This is a genomic window from Ornithinimicrobium tianjinense (assembly GCF_014636495.1).
In the GTDB taxonomy this organism is placed as follows: domain Bacteria; phylum Actinomycetota; class Actinomycetes; order Actinomycetales; family Dermatophilaceae; genus Ornithinicoccus; species Ornithinicoccus tianjinensis.
Window position 1 is genome coordinate 81,636 of sequence record NZ_BMEM01000004.1, and the last position, 13,850, is coordinate 95,485.

The following is a 13,850-nucleotide window of genomic DNA, read 5'->3' on the forward strand; positions in this document are numbered from 1 at the left end:
CATGGACCTGACCCCCTACCTCGACTCGGTCGCAGCCGACCTCGACAAGGCCACCGCGCTGGCCGACGAGCACGTCCGCGACGTGGCCCATCGGCTCGCCGCCGCCCTCGAGCCCGGCCTCCGGCTGGCCCTCGTCCGCGCGGTGTCCGACACCGCCGCGCACATCAGCACCGAGCTGGACGACGTCGTCGTCACGGTGACCCTGGCCGGCGCCGAGCCGCTCATCGGGGTGACGCGCACCGCTCGCGTGGAGCCGGTGCCGCCGACCCCGCCCGCTCCCCCGTCGCCGCCTGGCGGTCCGGAGGAGGACGACGGCGGCCTCGCCCGCATCAGCCTGCGCCTGCCCGAGCAGCTCAAGGCCCGCGCCGAGGAGCACGCGGCCCGGGCCGGCCAGTCGCTCAACACCTTCCTCGTGCAGACGGTCCGCCGCGCCACCAGCGGCGAGGACTCACCGCAGACGCACGCCCCGACCGCCGCCCACGGATCCCGCCGGATCACCGGCTGGGCCTGACACCCACCGACACCCCACCAGGAGCAGAGATGAGCACCAGCATCGTGCCGACCACCCACGAGGTCCTCGGCGTCACCTCCCTCGTCGTCCGCAACCACCAGGGCGACGTCAGCGTCACCCACCGCCCCGGCGACCCCTCGCAGCCCGACGACGGCCGGGCCCACGTCCGGCTGCTCCACGCGGACGACCTGGAGCTGGTCGACGTCACCGTCGTCGTGGACGGCGGCAACCTCCTCGTGGAAGTGCCGCGCCAGGACGTCGGCCCCGACGGGCGGCGCCGCGGTCTCTCGCTCGGCCCCATCACCATCGGCGGGACCGGCACCTCCGTCGGCGTCGAGGTCGAGCTGCCCGCCGGCCTCCCGGTGCAGCTGCACACCAAGTACGGCAACGTCCGGGTCTCCGGCACGACCGGGGACGCCACGCTCAAGACCGGTGCCGGCAACGTGCACCTCGAGCGTGCGCTCACCGTCGCGGTCAGCACCGGCGCGGGCGACGTGAAGATCGGCTCGTGCACCGGCGGCAGCGCCACCACGGGCACCGGCGGCGTGACCGTCCAGAGCAACGAGGGCGCGCTCCACGTCCGCACCGGCGCCGGCGACGTCAAGGTCCTGGCCAGCTCCGGCGGCGAGCTGACCGCCGCGACCGGCGCCGGTGACATCCGGGCGCACCTGCTCTCCGGCAGCGTCCAAGCGCGGAGCGGCGCCGGCGACGTCAGGGTGACCGTCCCCCGCGGCGAGCCGGTCTGGCTCGACCTCAACGCCGGCCTCGGCTCCGTCCGCAAGCAGCTCGACCCCGTCGGTGCCCCGGTCGAGGGTCAGCCTCACCTCAGCGTGCACGCCCGCACGGGCCTGGGCGACATCACGGTCCGCCACCCCGACGACGCCTGACGCGCCGCTCGACGCCCTCGCTGCCGCTCGCGCGACGCGGAGCGCCGAAGAACACACTTCCGGGATGAGTTCGTTGGAAACAACCGACGAACTCATCCCGGAAGTGTGCGTCATGAGCTCTCAAGGGCACCCCGGCCCGGGTCACGCAGCCAGGCCTTCGCCTCAGGACGTGAAGAGGCAGAACGGGTGGCCGTGCGGGTCGAGCATGACCCGCACAGCAGCCTGCGGCTGGGTGCCGTGGCGCCGGGCGCCGAGCTCGACGGCCCACGCCTCGGCCTCGTCCAGGTCGTCCACCCACAGGTCCAGGTGCGCCTGCGGCTGCTGCCGGCCGCCTTCGCTGGGCCAGGTCGGCGGCTCGTAGAGCGGGTCGTGCTCCAGGTTGACCGTCATCCGCAGCCGCCCCTCGACCGGCCGCAGCTGGGCCCACCCGGCGTCGGCGGGCTCGCCGGGCCTCGGTCCCTCCTCGGCCGCCACCCCGACGCCGAGCAGCTCGGCGTAGAACCGGGCGAGGTCGCGCGGGCGGTCCGTGCTGATCGTCACCGAGGTCGCCTCGATCCGTGGTCGTCCCATCCCCCGACGGTATGCCGGGTGTCGCCCCCGCGCGACCCTCACCGCCACCCGTCGAGAGCCGCCGCCCGTCGGTGCAGGTAGCGCTGCTCCGGCAGGCTGCGCGTGAGCCCCGCCGCGGTGCGGTAGGCCTCGAGGGCCTCCCCCTCGCGGCCGGACGTCTCGAGCAGGTGGGCCCGTACCGCGTGTGTGCGGTGGTGGCGCACCATCGCGGGCAGGGCCAGCACCTCGTCCAGGACGCGCAGGCCAGCCTGGGGCCCGTGCGCCATACCGACCGCCACCGCGAGGTTGAGCGTGACGGCGGGCGAGGGGTCGAGCCGCCGCAGCATCCGGTAGAGCGCGCAGATCTGCAGCCAGTCCGTCTCCGCCGCCGCCGGCGCCTCGGCATGCACCGCGGCGATGGCGGCCTGCAGCTGGTAGGGACCCGGTCGGCCCTGCGGCAGCACCCGCTCCAGGATCTTGACGCCCTCGGCGACCTGGTCGCGGTCCCACCGGGACCGGTCCTGGTCCGCCAGCGGCACGAGCTCACCGTCGGCGTCCGTCCGCGCCGCCCGCCGCGCGTCGGTGAGCAGCATGAGCGCCAGCAACCCCTGTGCCTCCAGATGGTCGGGCACCTGGTCCGCGACGTGGCGGGCCAGCCGCACCGCCTCGGTGCTCAGGGCGACGTCCACGAGCTGTGGCCCGCCGCTCGTGGCGTAGCCCTCGTTGAAGACGAGGTAGAGCACCCGGAGCACGGCGGCCACCCGACCCGGCAGGTCCGCCTCCGCGACGTCCCCGAACCGCGCCCCCTCGGCCCGCAGCCGGGCCTTGGCCCTGCTGATCCGCTGCGCCATCGTGGCCTCGGGCACGAGGAAGCCGGACGCGACCTGCCCGGTCGTGAGGCCGGCGACGGCACGCAGGGTAAGGGCGACCTGGGAGGGTGCGGGCAGGCTCGGGTGCGCGCACAGGAGCATCAGACCGAGCGTGTCGTCGCCGCCCGCGAGCGCCGGCAGGCCCGTGCCGTCCGCACCAGCTCTCGCCAGCACCTCCTCCTCCGGCGACGGCGCGACGCGGCGGTCGCTCGGTATGCCGTCCGCCTCGCGCCGCTCCCGCGCGGCCCGGGCGGAGCTGCTCCGCCACGCGTCGACCTGGCGGCGTGAGGCGACGCGGACCAGCCAGGCGCGAGGGTCACGCGGCAGACCCTCGGCGGGCCACTGCGTCAGCGCGGCGAGCAGCGCCTCCTGGGCCGCGTCCTCGCTGCCCTCCAGGTCACCCGAGCGCCGCACGAGGGCGGCGAGGACGTGCGGCGCCTCCGCGCGCCATACCTCCTCGACCGCCGCGTGCCCGCTCACCGCCAGGCTCAGGCGTCCTCGCCGCCCGGCCACATCGCGGGGCGCAGCTCGATCGTCTCGCCGGGGACCCCGAACCTGCCCGCGATCTCGTGCGCGCGCTCCGGCGACTCGACGTCGATGAGGAAGAAGCCGGCGAGCTGCTCCTTGGCCTCGGTGTAGGGCCCGTCGGTGACCACCCGCTCGCCGTCGGACCACCGGTAGAGCCGGCTCCCGGCCGGGTCACCGAGCGCCTCAGCGCTGACCAGCTCACCCCGCTGGTGCATCTCCCGCAGCATCGCGTCGAACTCGACGTTCTCCTGCTCGCGCTGCTCGGCGCTGCGGCCCTGGTTCTCCGGGACGAAGTCGCCGGTCGGGTGGCCCCACGGCCGGGGGCTGGAGTGGATGAGGATGACGTACTTCACGGCTCTGCTCCTTGATCTGGGTCGTCCGCCGGGTGGCGGTTCGTCTGGGACGTCGGAGCGGAAGGGCCGTTCTCGACACCTCGGCGCGGATCAGTCGCCGCGCGGGCCCCACTCGGGGTCGGGAACGCCGGGCGGGAGCAGGCGTCGGCGCGACGGGGACCGCTTGGCGGTCGAGCCCTCGCCCTCGCCCGGCTCCTTGGCCCCCGGCCACGGCTTGGAGGCGCGGGCCGCCAGGTGGAACGACTTGCGCAGCGGGGTGCCCTCGAAGCCGTCCGGCAGCAGCAGCGGCCGCAGGCCCAGCCCGGTGCCGTCGTCGAAGCCCTCGATCTCCAGGCCGAACATCTCGTGCGCCTCCCGCTCGTGCCACCCGGCGCCGGCGAAGACCCCGGTGACCGAGCCGAGCGCGGTGCCGTCCGGGACACGGGTGTGCAGCAGCACCCGCCGAAGTCCTCCCTCGGCGGCGCGGCTGACGTCCATGAGGTGGCAGACCACGTCGAGCCCGGGCCCGGGCAGGTCCTCACCGTCCGGCGCGTCCGTCTCGTCGACGGCGGCCAGCCAGTCGAAGTAGCCAAACCCTTCCGCGCGGGCGCCCCGCACGGCCCCGACCCACTCCCCCGGGGCGACGCGGCGCTCCTCGACGATCGGCTCGCTCATGAGCCTCACCCTACGACCAGCGAGGTTGCGGCCGCCCGACCCGGACACGTAACGTCGCTCCCCGAGGGGACGGGGAAGCCGGCGCTGTCGCGCGATCGTCACGTTCATGCCGTGTGCTGCCCGACGGGGCGCGCCGGTGCGGGTGCCGTCCTGTCAGGACGCCAGGCACGACGACACCGAGGAGCCCACCATGAAGACCTTCACCCGTTCCGCCGCACCGATGGTGCTGGCAGCGGCGCTGGCGCTGACCGGCTGCAGCCAGGGCCAGGACGACACCGCCGGGCAGGACGCCCAGGGCCAGCAGCCGCCGGCCACCCAGGCTGAGCAGGCCCCCGTCGCCCAGTCCCAGCAGCCGGCCGACGCCTCGGCGACGGTCGAGGACGTCACCGCCGACTCGGCCGCCGCCGCCGGCGTCGACCTGACCGCTGTGGATCCGCTCGCGACGGCCACCGTTCCCGCCGTCGTCGAGGGTGACGCCGACGCCACCATGGAGGTGGCCCTCCTCGGGCTGCGTCGGGACGGGAAGGTGCTCGTCGGGACCTACTCCTTCACCGTGACCTCCGACGCCCCCAACCCCGAGCCGAGGTGGATCTACCACTACCTGGGCGACCAGGGCTGGGACCCCTACCTGGTGGACACGGTCAACCTGACCCGTCACGACGTCCTCGGCAACGGTTCGGCCCAGACGGACTACCAGGGCCCGAAGTTCCTTCCCGGCCAGACCCTCTACGCCTACGCCATGTTCGCGGCCCCGGCCGAGGACGTGACCGAGATGTCCGTCAGCCTGGTCGACAGCGCCCCGGCCGTCACCGGGGTGCCGATCCAGTGACCGTCACGACGCTGGTCGCCGTGGCGTTGTGGCTGTCGCAGGGCGGCCTGCCCGCCAGCGACGTCGACGAGGCCCTGGCGACGCTGTCGGACAGCGACCACGCCGCTTCCATCAGTCTCCTCGCCGACGGCATGACCATGCTCGACCCGAGCCTCACCCAGCTCGCGGAGTCGATCAGCCCCCTGGAGGCCGAGACCACCCAGGGCGAGGAGACGGTGATCTCGCTGTCGTCCGACGTCCTGTTCGAGTTCGACAGGTCGGCGATCAGCGAGACGGCCAGGAAGAAGATCGCCGAGCTCGTGGCCGACGTCCCCGAGGGCGCCACCGTGGAGATCGGCGGCCACACCGACTCCGTCTCCGACGAGGCCTACAACCAGGAGCTCTCGGAGAAGCGCGCGCAGGCGGTGGCCGACGTCCTCGCCCAGGCACGTCCCGACCTCCAGCTCGACGTCAAGGGCTACGGCGAGAGCCAGCCGGTCGCCGACAACGAGCGCGGCGGCGAGGACCACCCCGAGGGCCGCGCCCTCAACCGGCGCGTCGAGATCCGTTACGAGGGCTGAGACGCGTCACCCGGGGAGCTGGGCGCCTGCGGAGCAGCGACCAGCCCCCGGGTGACCTCGCCCGCGGAGACGGGGCGATCGGCATACCTCGAGCCGTGGCGGGCCCGCGCCCGACCGGGCGTCTCGGCGGCGATCTGGCCCTGGAGCTGGACGATGCCGGCCAGCAACGCCTCGGGGCGCGGCGGGCAGCCGGGGACGTAGACGTCGACGGGGATGAGCTGGTCGACCCCCTTGGTGACGGAGTAGCTGTCCCAGTAGGGGCCGCCGGAGTTGGAGCACGCACCGAAGGAGATGACGTACTTCGGCTCGGGCATCTGGTCGTAGAGCCGCCGGATCGCCGGCGCCATCTTGTCGGTGACGGTGCCGCTGACCACCATCAGGTCGGCCTGACGCGGCCCGGGCGCGAAGGGGATCACGCCGAGCCGGATGAAGTCGTGCCGGGCGGTGGAGGCGCTGATGAACTCGATCGCGCAGCACGCGAGGCCGAAGTTGAAGACCCACAGGGAGTACTTCCGCCCCCAGTTGAGGATGACCTGGACGGCGCGGGGCGCCTTCTCCACCGGCGCGCCCAGGCGCGGGGTCGGCAGGGCGGTCGGGGTATGCCGCGCGGCCGGCTGGTCGCTCACCTCACCACCACCTCAGCAGGCCGCGGCGCCAGACGTGCAGCAGCGCGACGACGAGGACGCCGATGAAGATCGCCATCTCGACGAGGCTGGCCACCCCGAGGTCGCTGCGGAGCACGAGCGCCCACGGGAAGAGGTAGACGGCGTCGACCGCGAAGATCACGTAGAGCAGCGTGTAGACGAGGTAGCGCACGCTCCCCTGCTCCCAGCCCGACCCGACCGGGTCCACGCCGGACTCGTAGGTGGTGAGCTTGGTGCGGGTGGGGTCCGCGGGCGCGAGCAGCCGTCGGGCGCCCATGGCGGCGGCCACGAGGGCGATGCCGGCCAGGACGACCGCGGCGACGACGAGATACTCACGCATCACCGGTCACCCTAGCCGCTCGGTCCGACGCATCAGGAGAAGTCCGGCCGCAGCGGGTAGTCCGCCTCCCCCGCTCCGCTGGTGCGGGTGGCCAGCACCTGGTGGAGCTGGATGCTGTTGCACTCGAAGTTGTAGACCGAGCCCGCCAGGTAGAGGCCCCACACCCGCGCGGTCGCCAGCCCGGCCTCCGCCACGCAGGCGTCCCAGTTGTCCCGCAGGTTGGCGCACCAGGCCGCGCACGTGCGGACGTAGTGCTGACGCAGGTTCTCCTGGTGCTGCACCTCCAGCCCGACCCGCTCGATCTCGGTGACGATCCGGCCGGACGAGGCGAGCTCGCCGTCGGGGAAGACGTAGCGCGCGACGAAGTCGGTGCGCCGCATCGGCACGTGCGCGGGGTCGGCCCAGGTGATGCAGTGGTTGAGCAGCCGGCCGCCGTCGCGCAACCGGTCGCGGAGGAAGCCGAAGTAGGCGGGGTAGTTCCTCACCCCGATGTGCTCGGTGAGCCCGATGGAGGACACGGCGTCGAAGCCGCGCTCGGTCACGTCGCGGTAGTCGCTGTGCCGGACCTCGACCCCGCTCAGCCCCTCGGCCTCGATCTTCTCCCGCGCCCACGAGGCCTGTGCCTGCGACAACGTCACCCCCAGCACGCTGACCCCGTAGTGCCGGGCGGCGTGACGCACCATCCCGCCCCAGCCGCAGCCGACGTCGAGCAGCCGCATGCCCGGCCGCAGTCCCAGCTTGCGGCAGACCAGGTCGTACTTCTCCGCCTGGGCCTCCTCCAGCGTCGCGTCGTCGCGCGGGTAGACGGCGCAGGTGTAGGTCATCGACGGCCCGAGCAGCATCTCGTAGAAGCGGTTGGAGACGTCGTAGTGATGCCTGATCGCCTCGGCGTCGCGGCGCTTCCCGTGCCGTATGCCGTGCGCCAGCTTGCGCAGCTCGCTCGGGGTCTCCAGCTCGGGCAGCTCGGGCAGCTCGGTGATCTTGACGCCCGCCTCCCGCACCACCCGCACGAGGTCAGGCAGCTCGCGCAGGCTCACCTGCGGGTTGAAGCCCGCGGTCAACCGCAGCTCGGGGTAGGGATAGGCCTCGTCCATCCCGTCCACGGTGAGGTCGCCCTGGAGGTAGGCGCGGGCGAAGCCGAGCTGCCCGGGGTGGCTGGCGATGTAGGCGAGCGCCCGCGGGCTGTGCAGCCGCACCACACGAGCGCCCTCGCCCAGGTCACCGGCGCTGGAACCGTCGTGGGCGACGACGCCGACCCCCGCCGGCTCGCCCAGGACGTGGTGGATGGTCTCGGCCACGTTCCGTGACGTCATCGTGCACGCACCGCCTTGTCGTAGAGGGTCGGGAAGCGTCCGTGCGGGTCGTAGCGGGCCTTGACCTCGTCGAGGTGGTCCCCGCCGTACAGCGCGCGGAAGGTCTGCTCGTCGTAGAAGGCGTCGGAGTAGAGACCCTTGTGGCCACCCAGCTCGGTGACCTTGTCCTCGACGGCGCGGTTGGTGTCGCCGGGGCGGCCGTCGGGCGGGATGTCGACGGCGGACCAGAAGCCGACGTTGACGTAGTCCTCGCCTGCCCGCATCGGGTAGTGCGGCCAGGGCGAGTCCTCGCCGCGGTGGGCGCGCAGGCGGACGGGGCACAGCCAGACCGGCTCGATCGGCACCTCGCGCAGGAACCAGCGCAGGAAGTCCGCGGTCCGGCCGAGGGGGATCTCGACGTCCTGGATCACCCGCTCCTGGGGCGGGCGTCCGCGACGACGCTGCAGCGCGGCATACCAGCCGTGCTCCTGCTCGAACCTCATGATCCGCCAGTAGACGTCGCTGCGCAGGAGCCGACGCGGCCACAGGCGCCGGACCGCCGGGTGCTGCGCGCCGAACGCGCGAGAGCACCAGAACCAGTCGGTGTCCCACCGCCACAGGTAGTCCTCGGCGGTGAGGACGTCGCGGCGACGGTGCTGGATCGAGCGGTAGTAGGGCTCAGGTCCGGTGTAGTCGCTGGGCCGCAAACCCTCGGTCGAGGTCGCCCAACGGCCGAGGGTGAGGTAGGCCTCCTGCGCGGAGAACACCACGCCGTCGAGGAAGTCCACCGGGGTCCCGTCGTGCTGGCGGGTCGACATGATCTGCCCGACGGTCGCGCTGACCTCGTCCAGGTCGCGGAAGCGGTGGTGCTCGACGACGACGTAGGGACTGGTGCGCTCCAGCTCGATGACGAGGCCCAGCGTGTAGCCGAGGGTGCCGTAGGAGTTGGCCAGCGAGCGGTGCAGGTCCGCGTGCTCCCCGTCCGGGGCGGCGGTGACGACCTGCCCGTCACCGGTGAGGACGTCGGCCTCGACCACCGACTCGTGGGGCAGCCCGTTGCGGAAGGAGGTGGACTCGATGCCGAGCCCGACGACGGCGCCGCCGATGGTGATCGTCCGCAGCTGCGGCACCACGAGCGGCATGAACCCGTGCGGCAGGAGCTCGTCGACGAGGCGTTCGTAGGTCGTCAGGCCCCCGACCCGGGCCAGGCCGGCCTCGCGGTCGAGGGCGAAGACGCCCTGGCAGGCGGACAGGTCCAGCCGGGGCGCGGCCTGCTCGGCACGGTTGCGGAAGAGGTTGGAGGTGCGCTTGGCGAGGCGGACCGGCCCGCCCGGCGGCAGTGCGGCATACGACTCCTGAGCGGAGCGCAGCGCGGCCTCGTAGGCGGGCGTGCGGGGCGGGCCCATGGCCTCATCATGGCCCCGGGTGGTCGCCTCCCGCATCCGTCTCGGTCCTCGCGTCGGGCTCGGCGGGCGCCGGCTCGTCCTCCGCGAGCGGGCCCTGCCAGCTCGGAGCCTGGACCCGTATGCCGGGCAGGTCCTCGTGGGCCTCGGGCAGGTCGACGGGCTCCATCGCGGCCGGAGGGCCGTAGATCTCCACGTCCGGGATCCCGAGCGTGGCGGCGGCCCCGGCACCCGCGGCGCCCAGCGCACCGAGGCGGGCGGCCTCCACCGCGTCGACGGCAGGGGCCGGCGGGAGGTCGTCGGGCGCTGCGAGCTCCGGATCGGGCTCGTCTGGGGCCTCGGGCTCCGGTGCGTCTGGGGCGTCGGGCTCCGCTGCGGGCGGCACCTCGACGGTGACGCGGCGGACGGTGGCCAGCCAGGTCAGCGCGGCCCCCAGGGCGAAGGAGACGAGCAGCAGCCAGACATTCACGTCGCTCATCGCCGGCCACCGACCTCACGCGCGTCAGGCAGGTCGGCCAGCGCCTCGTCGACGCTGCGGGCCCTGACCACGGCCGCCGCCACCGCGAGGGCGACGAGGGCGCCGAGGACGAAGGCGGCCAGGCACCACAGCCACTGGGTCACCAGGTCCATCTCACTCTCCCGTCACGAGCGTCAGCCGGTTGTCGACCGTCGCCACCGGCAGCGCGGCACGGGCCGCGTCCTCGATCTCTGCGCGGGCCTCCGCATCGTCGACCTCGCCGGTCAGGGTGAGGACGGTCCCGTCCCAGTCGATCTCGAGGTCGTCGCGCGCGGCTGCTGCGCCGGCCGCCACCGCTGCTGCGAGCGTCTCGGGCGCCGGGGCGACTGCATCGTCGACGACCTCGATGGCGTCGTCGACCTGAAGGTCCGCCGCCGTCGCCGTCACGGCGGCCAGCAGATCCTTGGCGGCAGTCTCGTCGGGCACCTGCGCGGCGACCCTCAGCTGCCCGTCCGAGACCGTGAGGCTGAACGGCGAGGGCAGGCCGTCGACCCGGTCGTGCGAGGGAGGAGGGACGACGACCGGTGGGGCCGAGGTGGTGGGGGCGGGCTGCTCGGTCGCACCGTCCTCCGCCGGCGCGCCTCCGAGCAGGCCGAGCCCGGCGAGCAGCAGCGGGACCACCAGGACGGCGACCCACCACCATCCGGCCGGGCGCTGACGGTAGCGACGGGTGACCGTGGCCCACCCCGTGGCATCGCTCACGAGCTCTCCTTCCAGGCGTCCGGTGCGGCGACCGTCCGCGTCACGGCAGGGCGCCGAGCCGGGCACAACGACGGACGCGCCTCGACCGCCAACCTACCGACCTGGGGCCGAGCACCGCCGCACCCGCATGTGGACGGCCCCATCCCGACGGCACGCCGACCGCCACCGGCTCCAGCGTGCACGTGCCCGCCTGAGGCGCCTCAACGCGGGCGTGTCGCCGGGACGCGAGGGCGTCCGCCCCCCTCACGCCGTTCCCTGCCGGGCCAGCCATCGGTCACCTCGCGGACCGACCGCCGACAGTCGCAGCCAGGAAAATCTTCGGCCAACCGGGCCCACTCCCCGCCGAAGATCCCGCTTCCTGGAGCGGCATATCTCGCAGAGCATTCGTCCACGTTGGCAACGATGGCCGTTTCGGCAGCAGATCGTTCACACACGGATTTGTTCGCCGCAGGGTCTTCGGCGTACTCTCGATGTCGGCCGGCCCTCCTGAAGGACCGGCAAACCCCCACCCGACGGTGAACCGGTCGCGCGCTGCTGCGCCCCGGCCGGTCCGCCTGCCCGTCTGCCCCGACCCGCTCTGCCAGAGGACCCATCCGTGATCACGCTCGACACCGTCGGCAAGACCTTCCCGGCCACGCGCCGGCAGGCTGCCGTCACCGCCCTGGAGGACGTCAGCCTCACCGTGGAGCGCGGCCAGGTCATGGGCGTCGTCGGCCCGTCTGGCTCCGGCAAGTCCACGCTGGCGCGCATCGTCAACCTCCTCGAGCGCCCCACGACGGGCACCGTGACCGTCGACGGCCTCGACCTCACCGCCCTGACCTCGGCACGAGCCCTCAACGACGCCCGCCGCGGGATCGGCATGATCTTCCAGCAGTTCAACCTGCTCGACTCGCGCACCGCGCTGGCCAACGTCGAGCTCCCGCTCGAGCTGGCCGGTGTGGGCCGCGCCGAGCGCCGCGCCCGCGCGGGCGAGCTGCTCGAGCGCGTCGGCCTGGGCGACAAGCTCGGCTCCCACCCCTCCCAGCTCTCCGGCGGGCAGCGTCAGCGCGTGGCCATCGCCCGGGCGCTGGCTCCCCGCCCCAAGGTGCTCCTCTGCGACGAGGCGACGTCGGCCCTCGACCCCGTCTCGACCGCCTCGGTGCTCGCCCTGGTGCGCACCCTGACCGACGAGCTGGACCTCACCACGCTGCTCATCACCCACGAGATGGACGTGGTCAAGCGCGTCTGCGACCACGTCACCCTGCTCGAGCACGGCCGGGTCGTCGACTCCGGCGCCCTCGGCGACGTGGTGGCCCGCCCCGAGTCGCCCCTGGCCACCCGCCTGCTCCCCCACCCGGGCCCCCCGTCCGACGACCGGGCCGTCGAGGTCGTCGTGGGCGGCGACTCCCCCGACACCGTGCTCACCGACCTGATCCGCAGGTATGACGTGCACGTCACCGTCCTCGGCGGCGCCGTCGAGACCCTCGGTGGCCAGCGCTTCGGCCGCCTCCAGCTCCGCGTCGACGGCGCGCCCGACGAGGTCCGCGGAGCCCTCGACCACCTCGCCGCGCACCAGCGCCCGACCACGGAGACCGCCGCATGATCAACTGGGAACGCGTCGGTCCGGCCCTCTGGCAGGCCACCCTGGAGACCGTCTACATGGTGTCGGCCTCGATGGCCCTGGCCCTCGTCCTCGGCATCCCGCTCGGCGTCCTGCTCCTGCTCACCGCGCCCGACGGCCTCACTCCCCGGCGGGTGGTCAGCAGCGTGGTCGGCGCCATCGTCAACATGGGCCGCTCAGTGCCGTTCATCGTGCTGCTCGTCCTCGTCGCGCCGATCACCCGGCTCGTCACCGGGACGACCATCGGCTCGACGGCCACGATCGTGCCGCTGACGATCGCCGCCGTGCCCTTCTTCGCCCGCCTGGTCGAGGCGGCCCTGCGCGAGGTGCACCCCGGCAAGGTGGAGGCCGCCCGCGCGATGGGGGCCAGCACCGGCCAGATCGTCCGCGCCGTCCTGCTGCCCGAGGCCCGTCCGGGCCTGATCGCGGCCGCCACGGTCACGCTCATCGCCCTCATCTCCTACTCCGCGATGGCCGGCGCCATCGGCGGCGGCGGGCTCGGCGACTTCGCCATCCGCTACGGCTACCAGCGCTTCGACACGGCCGTGACCGTGGCCTGCGTCGTCGTCCTGCTGATCATGGTGCAGCTCCTGCAGTCGGCCGGCGACCGCCTGGCCCGCCGCCTCGCCCACCGCTGAGGCGCCCGACGCACCCGGCCGCACCACCCCATACCCCCGCAACACCCACCACCACGAGAGAGAGTCCCTCATGTCCCGCACCGCGCCCCGCCGCCTGGCCCTCACCACCGTCGCCCTCTCCGGCGCGATGATGATGTCGGCCTGCGGCTCCGGCGCGGAGGCCGAGCAGGCCGGCGCCACCAGCGCCGACGGAGCCGCGGTCATCACCGTCGCCGTCACGCCCGTGCCGCACGCGGACATCCTGCAGTTCGTGGACGACGAGCTGGCGGCCGACGCCGGCCTCGACATCGAGATCGTGGAGTTCACCGACTACGTCCAGCCCAACGTGGCCCTGGACGAGGGCTCGGTCGACGCCAACTACTACCAGCACGGTGTCTTCCTGGCCGACCAGGTCACGCAGGCCGGCTACGACATCGTCGGGCTCGGGCCGATCAGCTTCCAGCCGATGGGCCTCTACTCCGAGTCGGTCACCGACCTCGCCGACCTGCCCACCGGCGCGACCGTCGCGATCCCCAACGACCCGGTCAACGGCTCGCGCGGCCTCAAGCTGCTCGCCCAGGAGGGCGTCATCACGCTGGCCGACCCCGACGCCGCGGTGCCCACCCTGCTGGACGTCACCGACAACCCCAAGGACCTGCGGTTCGAGGAGGTCGAGGCCGCCCAGCTGCCCCGCAGCCTCGCCGACGTCGACCTGGCCGCCGTCCCCGGCAACTACGCCCTCGACGCCGGCCTCTCCCCGCGGGACGACGCGCTCGTGGCCGAGGACACCAGCGACACCACCTATGCCAACCAGCTCGTCGTCCGCAGCGGCGACGAGGACGACGAGCGCGTGCAGAAGCTCTACGAGCTGCTGACCTCCGACGCGGTCCGTCAGTACATCCAGGACACCTACGACGGCGCGGTCGTCGCGGCCTCCTGACGGCCCGACGCCCGCCCGCCCCACGCCATACCCCGAACCCGAAGAACAGAACACG

18 protein-coding genes are annotated in these 13,850 nt (G+C 73.5%); 7 read left to right on the forward strand and 11 right to left on the reverse strand.

Translation table 11 applies throughout. The annotated features are described in order from the left end of the window. Position 1: 1 nt before the first annotated feature. Positions 2–511 carry a toxin-antitoxin system HicB family antitoxin gene (locus tag IEV65_RS11995; RefSeq protein ID WP_188431110.1) on the forward strand — a complete coding sequence of 170 codons (510 nt, stop codon included), beginning with the start codon at positions 2–4 and terminating at the stop codon, positions 509–511. A 29-nt stretch (positions 512–540) separates the two neighbouring features. Further along, positions 541–1,398: a DUF4097 family beta strand repeat-containing protein gene (locus IEV65_RS12000; RefSeq protein ID WP_188431112.1), complete on the forward strand. Its 858-nt coding sequence runs from the start codon at positions 541–543 to the stop codon at positions 1,396–1,398. Positions 1,399–1,560: 162 nt separating this feature from the next. On the opposite strand, the gene IEV65_RS12005 is transcribed toward IEV65_RS12000, so the two are convergent. From IEV65_RS12005 to IEV65_RS12020, 4 genes are all read right to left on the reverse strand, one after another. Next, positions 1,561–1,968, reverse strand: a complete 408-nt coding sequence (locus tag IEV65_RS12005; protein ID WP_188431115.1) for a VOC family protein — start codon at positions 1,966–1,968, stop codon at positions 1,561–1,563. 38 nt (positions 1,969–2,006) lie between these two features. Continuing rightward, entirely contained in the window at positions 2,007–3,296 is a 1,290-nt protein-coding gene (locus IEV65_RS12010) for an RNA polymerase sigma factor (RefSeq protein WP_188431117.1), read from the reverse strand. A gap of 8 nt (positions 3,297–3,304) precedes the next feature. Then, positions 3,305–3,697 carry a YciI family protein gene (locus tag IEV65_RS12015; RefSeq protein WP_188431119.1) on the reverse strand — a complete coding sequence of 131 codons (393 nt, stop codon included), beginning with the start codon at positions 3,695–3,697 and terminating at the stop codon, positions 3,305–3,307. A 90-nt stretch (positions 3,698–3,787) separates the two neighbouring features. Further along, complete coding sequence (locus IEV65_RS12020; protein WP_188431121.1) at positions 3,788–4,351, reverse strand: NADH-quinone oxidoreductase subunit C; 564 nt, start codon at positions 4,349–4,351, stop codon at positions 3,788–3,790. A 190-nt stretch (positions 4,352–4,541) separates the two neighbouring features. Between IEV65_RS12020 and IEV65_RS12025 the strand changes: the two genes are divergently transcribed. After that, a complete protein-coding gene (locus tag IEV65_RS12025; RefSeq protein WP_188431123.1) occupies positions 4,542–5,180 on the forward strand; it encodes a hypothetical protein in 639 nt (212 codons plus the stop codon). Then, a complete protein-coding gene (locus tag IEV65_RS12030) occupies positions 5,177–5,740 on the forward strand; it encodes an OmpA family protein (protein ID WP_188431125.1) in 564 nt (187 codons plus the stop codon). The genes IEV65_RS12025 and IEV65_RS12030 overlap by 4 nt, the downstream gene beginning before the upstream one ends. Here the strand turns inward: IEV65_RS12030 and IEV65_RS12035 are convergent. Genes IEV65_RS12035 through IEV65_RS12065 form a run of 7 tightly spaced genes read right to left on the reverse strand, consistent with a single transcriptional unit; the run spans position 5,728 to position 10,638 of the window. Then, positions 5,728–6,366, reverse strand: a complete 639-nt coding sequence (locus IEV65_RS12035; RefSeq protein ID WP_188431127.1) for an NADH-quinone oxidoreductase subunit B — start codon at positions 6,364–6,366, stop codon at positions 5,728–5,730. The two genes, IEV65_RS12030 and IEV65_RS12035, sit on opposite strands and share 13 nt — an antisense overlap. Before the next feature lies 1 nt (position 6,367). Further along, the gene (locus IEV65_RS12040; RefSeq protein ID WP_188431129.1) at positions 6,368–6,724 is read right to left on the reverse strand and encodes an NADH-quinone oxidoreductase subunit A; all 357 of its coding nucleotides are present in this window, start codon (positions 6,722–6,724) and stop codon (positions 6,368–6,370) included. A gap of 32 nt (positions 6,725–6,756) precedes the next feature. Then, positions 6,757–8,037, reverse strand: a complete 1,281-nt coding sequence (locus IEV65_RS12045; RefSeq protein WP_188431131.1) for a class I SAM-dependent methyltransferase — start codon at positions 8,035–8,037, stop codon at positions 6,757–6,759. After that, positions 8,034–9,422 (reverse strand): FAD-binding oxidoreductase, encoded by a 1,389-nt coding sequence (locus IEV65_RS12050; RefSeq protein ID WP_188431133.1) that lies wholly within the window; start codon positions 9,420–9,422, stop codon positions 8,034–8,036. Before IEV65_RS12050 ends, IEV65_RS12045 begins: the two co-directional genes overlap by 4 nt. A 7-nt stretch (positions 9,423–9,429) precedes the next feature. After that, positions 9,430–9,897, reverse strand: a complete 468-nt coding sequence (arfC, locus tag IEV65_RS12055; protein ID WP_188431134.1) for a channel accessory protein ArfC — start codon at positions 9,895–9,897, stop codon at positions 9,430–9,432. Continuing rightward, entirely contained in the window at positions 9,894–10,049 is a 156-nt protein-coding gene (arfB, locus tag IEV65_RS12060) for a channel accessory protein ArfB (protein ID WP_188431136.1), read from the reverse strand. Before arfB ends, arfC begins: the two co-directional genes overlap by 4 nt. A 1-nt stretch (position 10,050) precedes the next feature. Next, positions 10,051–10,638: a BON domain-containing protein gene (locus IEV65_RS12065; RefSeq protein ID WP_188431138.1), complete on the reverse strand. Its 588-nt coding sequence runs from the start codon at positions 10,636–10,638 to the stop codon at positions 10,051–10,053. 595 nt (positions 10,639–11,233) lie between these two features. On the opposite strand from IEV65_RS12065, the gene IEV65_RS12070 reads away from it, so the two are divergent. From IEV65_RS12070 to IEV65_RS12080, 3 genes are all read left to right on the forward strand, one after another. Next, positions 11,234–12,220: a methionine ABC transporter ATP-binding protein gene (locus tag IEV65_RS12070; RefSeq protein WP_188431140.1), complete on the forward strand. Its 987-nt coding sequence runs from the start codon at positions 11,234–11,236 to the stop codon at positions 12,218–12,220. Beyond that, the gene (locus IEV65_RS12075) at positions 12,217–12,876 is read left to right on the forward strand and encodes a methionine ABC transporter permease (protein ID WP_188431142.1); all 660 of its coding nucleotides are present in this window, start codon (positions 12,217–12,219) and stop codon (positions 12,874–12,876) included. The genes IEV65_RS12070 and IEV65_RS12075 overlap by 4 nt, the downstream gene beginning before the upstream one ends. Positions 12,877–12,946: 70 nt before the next feature. Beyond that, entirely contained in the window at positions 12,947–13,795 is an 849-nt protein-coding gene (locus IEV65_RS12080) for a MetQ/NlpA family ABC transporter substrate-binding protein (protein WP_188431144.1), read from the forward strand. Positions 13,796–13,850 lie beyond the last annotated feature (55 nt).